This window comes from Microbacterium esteraromaticum (assembly GCF_900163815.1).
Classification (GTDB): domain Bacteria; phylum Actinomycetota; class Actinomycetes; order Actinomycetales; family Microbacteriaceae; genus Microbacterium; species Microbacterium esteraromaticum_B.
On the sequence record NZ_FUKO01000032.1, the window covers coordinates 1 to 8290 of the forward strand.

The following is an 8290-nucleotide window of genomic DNA, read 5'->3' on the forward strand; positions in this document are numbered from 1 at the left end:
ATCATGAGCAGATTTCCCACGATCAGCCGTCAACGATGTGGTGAATTCCGACACCCCTGGGTCCACCAATGTGATGTCTCAGGACATCGTGAGCGGCTGAACCGCCGGTTTCGGGGGCTCAGCCGTTTTTTTGTCTTGAGGAAGCGTGCCTGCGCACGTCAAGCCCCTATCACCCACAGTGCGAGTCGGGGCATGATGATCGCCAAGGCATCACGAAAGGGCGATCATCATGACAGACAGCACCCCAGACCAGGACAGCAAGGTGGGGCAGGCCGACCCGGAAGAGCTTCCGAGCAACGACGAGCTCGAGGAGCCGAGCACCGAGAAGGACCCGGGCGAAGAGCCCGAGGCTCCGGCTCGTGATGAACCGGAACCCGACCACGAGGCGATCGGCATCGGAGTCATCAGTACCGAGGAACCACAAGACGACTGAGCGAGGCCGTTGCCCGGCGGTGGCTGGGCACCCGGCCCGCGCTCAGCGAACCGGGTCGCGCAGTACCGCCGGCAGCACGATGTGCACCTCGGGGATCATTCCCGGCGTCACCCGCTGACGGAAGATCCAGTAGCTCCACGCCTGGTACAGCAGGATCACCGGCAACGAGAAGGCGGCGACCACGGTCATCACGCCCAGCGTGTAGTTGCTGTTCGCGGCATTCCAGATCGTCAAGTCGAACCCCGGGTCCACCGTCGACGGCAGCACGTGCGGGAACATCCCCGTGAAGATCGCCGCGACGCCGAACAGCCCGAAGGCCGCGTATCCGATGAACGCGAACCCCTCTCGACGTCGGCGCGCCGAGATCCAGCCGTAGACGAGGCCGACGACGGCCAGCGCGATCAGCATCCACGAAACGACCCCCGCGTCGTGTTCGATCTGCACCCACACCGCCCAGGCTGCTGCTGGCAGGAGACACAGCGGTGCCCAGCGAGCTGCGAAGTCGGCTGCTCGCTCGCGCACGGGGCCGTCGGCCTTGAGCCCGAGGAACGTGGCCGAGTGCGCCAACGCGAACCCGACGACTGCCACGCCGCCGAGGATCGCCGGTGGCGTCAGCCACACGAACGGCCCCCCGACTCGATCACCGTTGGCGTCGATGGGCAGCCCCGTCGACGTGAGCGCCAGCGCTGCTCCGATGCAGAATGCCGTGATCAGCGAGCCGATGCCGATCAGATAGGTCCAGGTCGTCGCCCAGCGCTGAGAGGCGACCTTTCCGCGGTACTCGATGCCGACCGCGCGCACGATCAATCCGACCAGCATGATCGTCAGCGGTACGTACAGCGTTGAGAACAGTGCCGCGTACCACGCAGGGAAAGCGGCGAAAAGAGCCGCGCCAGCAGTGATGAGCCACACCTCATTGCCGTCCCAGACAGGACCGATGGTGTTGAGCATGACCCGGCGATCGCGCTCGCTGCGCGTGCTGAAGATCATGTGCATCCCGACACCGAGGTCGAAGCCTTCGAGCAGGATGTAGCCGATCCAGAGCACCGCGATCGCGATGAACCAGACGATGGGAAGCGGTTCCATGATCAATCCTCTTCAGCTGCTGTCGTTCAGTAGGCGAAGGCGAGCACGTCGCCCTGCGAACGGTCATCGTCGGGTGCGTCGTCGGCATCCGCTGCGCGGCGCGTGAGCTCGGGCATCGCACTGGCCACGCCGCCACGGATGTACTTCACCATGAGGAACACTTCGATGATGAGCATCACCCCGTACACGGCGGCGAGCGTGATCACCGAGAACAGCAGCTCGCCGGCCGTCACGCCGGGTGAGACGGCGGCCGCCGTGAACATGAACACGCCGTCGATGCCCGTGGCGTCGGGGTTCGGGGCAACCACGAACGGCTGGCGGCCGAGCTCGGTGAAGATCCAGCCGGCGATGTTCGCTGCGAAGGGGGCGACGATTCCCAGCAGCGCGAGGCGCATGATCCACTTCGACGAGAGCACTGTGCCCTTCCGCGTCAACCACAGCGCGATCACTCCTCCCGCGGCGACGATCCCGCCGAGTCCGATCATGAGACGGAAGCCCCAGTACGTCACCCACATGACGGGCACGTAATGCACGTCCGTGCCCGCGCGCTCGCCGTAGAGTGCGTTGTCGGGAATGGTGGCGCCGTACTGATCGACGTACTGCGGCTCGAGATCGCGGATGCCGGGCATGTCGGCGCCCCATTCTCCGGTGCCGAGGAACCCGAGGACGCCCGGCACCTCGATCAGCGTGATCACATCAGAGCAGTCGGTGGACCCGGGGTCGCCGAGCGAGAGCACCGAGAACGATGAACCGGTGTGACAGGCGGCTTCGGCCGCCGCCATCTTCATCGGCTGCTGCTCGTACATGAGCTTGCCCTGCACGTCGCCCGTGGCGACGGTGCCTACGAACGCGACGATCGCGAGAAGCGCACCGAACCGCAGCGACCAGATCCAGACGCCGTGATCGGTGCGATCGCGCCCGTGCACGGCATCCGTCTCGCCGACGACCACGGCACCGGAGGAGTCGACGGTATCGATGCCGTCGTGCCGGCGCCGCCAGAGCTGGTACCACGAGATGCCGAGCAGGAACATGCCGGCCACGACCAGAGCGCCGAGAATCGTGTGCGTGTACGCGGCCAGAGCCGTCGAGTTGGTGAGCACAGCCCAGATGTCGGTCATCACGGGGCGGCCATCGGCGCCGAGCTCGACACCGACCGGATGCTGCATCCAGGAGTTCGCGACGATGATGAAGTAGGCCGAGATCCACGAGCCGATCACCGCGCACCACAGGGCTGCGAGGTGCAGGCCCTTGCGCAGGCGCCCCCAGCCGAAGATCCAGATGCCGAGGAAAGTGGACTCGACGAAGAAGGCGAGCAGGCCCTCCATCGCCAGCGGTGCACCGAAGACATCGCCGACGAAACGGGAGTACTCGCTCCAGGCCATGCCGAACTGGAACTCCTGCACGAGACCGGTGGCGACGCCGATGATGAAGTTGATGAGGTAGACCTTGCCCCAGAACTTCGTCATCCGCAGGAACTTCTCGTCCCCCGTGCGCACCCAGCGGGTCTGCATGATAACGACGCACATTCCGAGTCCCAGCGTGAGCGGAACCATGAGGAAGTGGTAGACCGTCACGATGCCGAACTGCCAGCGGGCGATATCGAGCACGTCCACGCGATCTCCTTCTCAGCAGGCGGATCCCATAATCCGCCGCACGCAGTTCTACGGTGTGTAGAACTTCTTCGACACAGCATAGAACAAATTCGACGGAGTGTAGAATGGAGGTGTTCGACGCACGGATGATCCGATGGAGGGGCATATGGGAACGCTCGGCGAGCTGGAGCGCGCGGTGATGAACGCCATCTGGGCGACGGATGCTGCGGTCACGGCGTACGACGTCAAGGACGCGCTGGAAGCGGATGGGCGTGTGCTCGCGGTCACCACTGTGCTCACGGTTCTTTCACGCTTGGAGAAGAAGGGGTTCGTCTCTTCAGACCGCAGTTCGCGTCCGCACCGCTACACCGCCGTCGCCTCTCGCGCCGATCATGTCGCTGAACTGATGCACGAGGTGCTCGGGGCCGCTGGCGATCGCACCGCTGTCCTCGAACGCTTCGTCGGCGGCGTCTCCGACGAGGATGCCGCCGTGCTGCGCACACTGCTGCGCCGCGCGGTGTGAGCGGGGCCGACTCTTGCTCTGCTCGGTGATGGCCAGCGCGGCTGGCGGTGCGCTCGTCATCCCGCATAGCTCGGTGATCACCGCCGCGATCGTGCTGGGACTGGTCGCTCTGGCTCTGGCATGGCCGGTTCCCGTCGCCCTGTCCCGCGCTGCGTGGCCGATGCGCGCTCCCGTCATGGCGCTGCTGCTGTGGCAGGCGATCGGATTGGCCGGCGGGTTCTCGATGATTGGGGCACTCGCACTGGCCGGGATCGCACTGATGCCGGACCAGTTGCTTCTCGCCTCGGTGCCCGCCGCCGTCTTCGCGGTGTACCTCCTCTGCCACCTCGCCGTGACGGTCATGCAGGTGACGCGCTTGCGTCATCGTCACCTTGCACTGCTTGAGATGCTCACGTCCCCGCATCCGACCAGGGCGCGCACGCGCGTGATCGATGATTCCGTGCCGGTCGCCTATTGTCTGCCCAATGGTGCCAAGTCCGTCACCGTGCTGTCGAAGGGGCTGCTGGACCGGCTGGATTCGGATGAGCTCGTGGCCGTGATCGCCCATGAGCGCGCCCACGTCGAGCAGCGTCACGACCTGCTGCTGCTCGCGTTTCGCGCATGGCGCGCCGCGCTGCCCTGGTTTCCGATCGCCGCGCGGGCCGAGGCAGAAGTTGCGGCCCTCGTGGAGATGCTCGCCGACGATCAGGCGCGTCGAGAGGTGCACGACGAGGTTCTGGCGCGCGCGATTCTCGCGGTGGGAGCGGGCGGCGCGCCCGGTGCCGAGATCGTCGTGTCTGGCTCGACGCGAGTCAGCGATCGCTTTCGCCGCCTGGCGGGATGAAAGTAGCGCAATCGGCGGCGTTACCGGGCGGGGAGCACGACGCAGTCATCTGTCGGCTGCTGATCTGCCGCTCGATGCGACACCAGCATCACCACGCGCCGGGCGGTCGCTGCGCGGACGTCTGTCATCATCGCGGCGGCGGTCGCCTCATCCAGGTGTGCCGTCGGCTCGTCGAGCAGGATCACATCTGCGCGGCTCAGCAGCGCTCGTGCGACCGACAAACGCTGGCGCTCGCCACCGGAAAGAGCTGACCCGCCCTGCCCGACACGCGTTGCCAAGCCGTCGGCGAGCCCCGATACGAGTGTTCCCAGGCCTGCCCGGGTGAGCGCGTGCGTCATCTCCGTGTCGTCGGGAGCATCGTGACGTGCCCGCGCCAGCAGCAGGTTGCCCCGCAGCGTCGAGTCGAAGACATAGGCATCCTGCGGGCACCACGCGACGCGGCTGCGCCACGCCGCTTCCTCGAGCGTGGTGAGCGCGGCTCCGTCGGCGCGGATCGCGCCCTGCTCGACGGGCAGCGCGCCCATCACCGCCGAGAGCACGGTCGACTTCCCCGACCCCGACGGGCCGGTGAGGATGAGCCAGTGCCCGCGTCTGGCGGTGCCGGTGAGGCCTGTCACGGCGGGATGCTGTGCACCGGGGTAGCGGATGGCGACGTCGTCCAGCTCGAGTGCTTTCGTCTTCTCTGCGACAGCGTCCGCACCCCAGCGAGGCGTCGGCGTGGGACGCAGCAGGGCGCCGAGTCGCCGCAGCAGTGCTCGCAGCGCGGGCACGCGCTGGATCGCGTCGACGAGAGCGGCCAGAGGTTCGAGCAGTCCCAGTGCGAGAAGCGCGATCACCGACACCAGCTCTGCCGGCAGACCTGCGGAAAGCAGCGGCGTCAGCACCGCGAGCAAGGTCGTGGCGACGGTGATCACGGCGGCTGCCAATCCGGCTGACCACGAGGCGCGTTGTTCCGCCTCGGCGAGCTGGCGCCCGTCGGCATCCAGCATCCGCAGCGCTGAATCCGTCACCCCGTTGCCGCGCAGGTCATCCGCGGCGTGCGCGAGCGCTGCCGTGGACCGAGTGATCTTCGAGCGCGCTTGTACCCGTGCGGCTCCGGCGCCCCGTTCGGTGATGATCGCCAGTGCCGCGGCGAGCACCACGGAGATAAGCAGCGTGAGGGCGACGAGCAGTGTCAGGTGCGGCGCGATGAACGCGGTCGTCACGATCGCGGCGACGATCACGAGCACGCCGCCTCCCAGGGGTGCCAGCACCCGTGGAAGCTGATCGCGAAGGTCACCGGAGAGCGTGACGAGGTAGTCCAGCGGCGCTCCGCCTTCGAGGAGCCGCCGCGAACCCGCGCCTCGGGCAGCGATCGTGCGCCACAATCGCAGTCGCAGCGCGTCGACCACCTCGAAGGCTGCCCGGTGGGTGAGAAGCCTCTCCGCATAGCGGCCGACCGCGCGCCCGATTCCAAAGGCGCGCACGCCGACGATCGCCACGAGCAGGTACATGATGTATTCCTCGATGCTGGCGCGCACGATGAGCCAACCCGATACCGCTGTCAGCGCGATTCCCAGCCCCACGGCAAGCGCCGACATGGCCATCGACCCGAGCCACAGCCAGCGGTGGGGGCGCAGCAGGCCCCGCAGTGTGAGCTCGGTCGCGGCTGACGTGGCGGCTCTGGTGGCCTTCGGAGAAGCGGATGCCATGGAGCGAGCAGCTGGCGAAGCCGCGCTGGAGCTCGTCATCCGCACCGCGTCAGCCGCTGACGCGCGAGACCTGGGCGCTGCTTCGGGGGGTGCGGTCGGTGCCGGCGCCGGCGCCGTCTCTGGTGTCGGTGCCGCCTCCATCGCGACCGACCGTGTGGCCAGCGCTCGGGTTGCGGCCTCGTGGCTGGCGAGCACGATCGTGCATTGCGATGCCCGACGGCGGATGGCCGCGCGCACGAGATCCGCCGATGCGGCATCCAGATGCGCCGTCGGCTCATCGAGAACAAGCAGCTCGGCGCCGGCACCCACCCGGGCCAGCCCGCGTGCCACGCCAAGCCGTCGCTGCTCACCAGGGCTGAGTTCATTGACCGAGGCGTGCGCGAGATCGGCCAGTCCGAGCTCGGCAAGAGCGGCAGCGTCTGCGCCATACACCGCCAATTCGGCGAGAGGCGTCGCCTCGAATGCTCGTGGAGCCTGCGGGACGTAGGCAACGGACCCCACCGGGACGCCACTGACCCTCCCGCTGACGGTGGCATCGGCCGGCAGAACCCCGGCGAGGGCGGAGAGCAGCGTGGACTTGCCCGTGCCACTCGCGCCCGTGACGACGGTGATGCCGCTCAGATCAGCGGTGGTCGTCTGCAGGGCAGGGGAGTGGCGACCGGGGTAGTCCACGCGAAGAAGCTCCACGCGAATCCCGTCCGTTCCAGGACGGCGGGCGTCTTTCGCTTCCGGGGCATCGAGCAGCTCCTGGGCCCGGTGCAGTGCCGAGAGGCCGTCTTGCGAGGCGTGGAAGGCCGCGCCGACGTCACGAAGTGCGGTGAAGCACTCCGGTGCGAGGATCAGCGCGAGCAGTGCCGGAGTGAGTTCCATCGAGCCGTCGAGCAGGCGGAGCCCGAGGAAGACGGCGACGACGGCCACCGAGATCGTCGCGATCAGCTCGAGCGCGAGCGCCGAGAGGAACGCCCACCGCAGCGTCTCCTCTGTGCGCTCGCGATAGTTCCGCTGAATATCGTCGAGAGCGCGGGTCTGCTCATCGACGCGGCCGAGTCCGACCAGCACCGGCAGTCCCCGGGCGAGTTCGGTCAGGTGATCGGCGAGCCGGGTCAGTGCGGTGAGGGCTGCATCCGTGCGCTGCTGGGTGTGCTTGCCGATCAGAACCATGAACACCGGCACGAGTGGAACGGTCAGAACGATGACGAGAGCGCTGACCCAATCGGCGCCGAGGATGCGGACGCCGATGAGAAGGGGGACGACCGCGGCCGAGATGAGTGCGGGCAGCGATTGGATGTAGTAATCGTCGAGTGCGTCCAAGCCGTCGGATGCCAGGACAGCCGCGCTGCCGCCCCGGTCGTTGCCACTGACGATGCGCCGCCAGAGTCGGCGACGGAGGGCGTGCTTGACAGACGTGGCGATGCGGCGCGCTTGCACCGCCGTCGCCCATTCCGCTCCCGCGCGCAGCAGGATGCCGCCGATGCCGAGCAGCAGGATGACTCGTGACGTCTCCGGCGTCATCGCGGCGGTCGCGATCGTGCCGATGCCGCGGGCGACCGATTCGGCGATCATCACGAGACCGAGCGCCCGGAGGGCGGCGAGCACCCCCATCGAGAAGAGGGAGAGCGGGGGCACCGCACTGAGATCCGGCCGGCGGCTGCCGCTGGGCTCGGATGCACGCTGTGCTTCGAGCACCCAGGGGTCGTTCTCAGGGGAATGGCGGAGCATGTCTGAATTCTACAGTTCGTAGAAATATTGGTCGGGCCGGTGATGATCAGCGGCTCCGGGGCTCGACACGCCCGGGAGGCGGTTCGGATTTGCCGGGATGCCGGGATCCACGTAATCTTTTACTTGTTCGGCCCCAAAGGGTAGAGCGGAAGGCCGGAAGGCCTGGCTCCCCTCAAGCAGCGGACAACCACCTCCATCTCATCTTCTGATGAGCGACTTCGCGTCGGCGAGTGTGGCCCTTTCCACCGGGAAACGTCGATTTGACAAGCCGGCCGGAAGGTATAAGATAGAGAAGTTGCCCCGAGCGGGTAGCGGATTCCGATCTCATCCTCACGGTCAGTCATAGCGGCAGCCTGGATGGGACGGACTTAGATTGTGAAGTTGCCTTGCGCGTCCTGCCTTTGTTGGTGGGTGTGTGGGTGC

The 8290-nt window shown here is 67.1% G+C and carries 6 protein-coding genes; 3 read left to right on the forward strand and 3 right to left on the reverse strand.

Going from position 1 to position 8290, the window contains the following annotated elements:
* Window positions 1–229: 229 nt before the first annotated feature.
* A complete protein-coding gene (locus tag FM104_RS12175; protein WP_087132521.1) occupies window positions 230–433 on the forward strand; it encodes a hypothetical protein in 204 nt (67 codons plus the stop codon).
* A 42-nt stretch (window positions 434–475) separates the two neighbouring features.
* On the opposite strand, the gene cydB is transcribed toward FM104_RS12175, so the two are convergent.
* The gene (gene cydB / locus FM104_RS12180) at window positions 476–1519 is read right to left on the reverse strand and encodes a cytochrome d ubiquinol oxidase subunit II (protein WP_087132522.1); all 1044 of its coding nucleotides are present in this window, start codon (window positions 1517–1519) and stop codon (window positions 476–478) included.
* 26 nt (window positions 1520–1545) lie between these two features.
* The gene (locus tag FM104_RS12185) at window positions 1546–3132 is read right to left on the reverse strand and encodes a cytochrome ubiquinol oxidase subunit I (protein ID WP_087132523.1); all 1587 of its coding nucleotides are present in this window, start codon (window positions 3130–3132) and stop codon (window positions 1546–1548) included.
* A 145-nt stretch (window positions 3133–3277) separates the two neighbouring features.
* Between FM104_RS12185 and FM104_RS12190 the strand changes: the two genes are divergently transcribed.
* Entirely contained in the window at window positions 3278–3634 is a 357-nt protein-coding gene (locus FM104_RS12190; RefSeq protein ID WP_087132524.1) for a BlaI/MecI/CopY family transcriptional regulator, read from the forward strand.
* Between the two features lie 28 nt (window positions 3635–3662).
* Window positions 3663–4457, forward strand: coding sequence for a M56 family metallopeptidase (locus FM104_RS12195; protein WP_179206781.1), 795 nt, complete (start codon window positions 3663–3665; stop codon window positions 4455–4457).
* 20 nt (window positions 4458–4477) lie between these two features.
* Here FM104_RS12195 and cydC read toward each other — a convergent pair whose 3' ends face one another.
* Window positions 4478–7867 carry a thiol reductant ABC exporter subunit CydC gene (cydC, locus tag FM104_RS12200; RefSeq protein ID WP_087132526.1) on the reverse strand — a complete coding sequence of 1130 codons (3390 nt, stop codon included), beginning with the start codon at window positions 7865–7867 and terminating at the stop codon, window positions 4478–4480.
* Window positions 7868–8290: the final 423 nt, after the last annotated feature.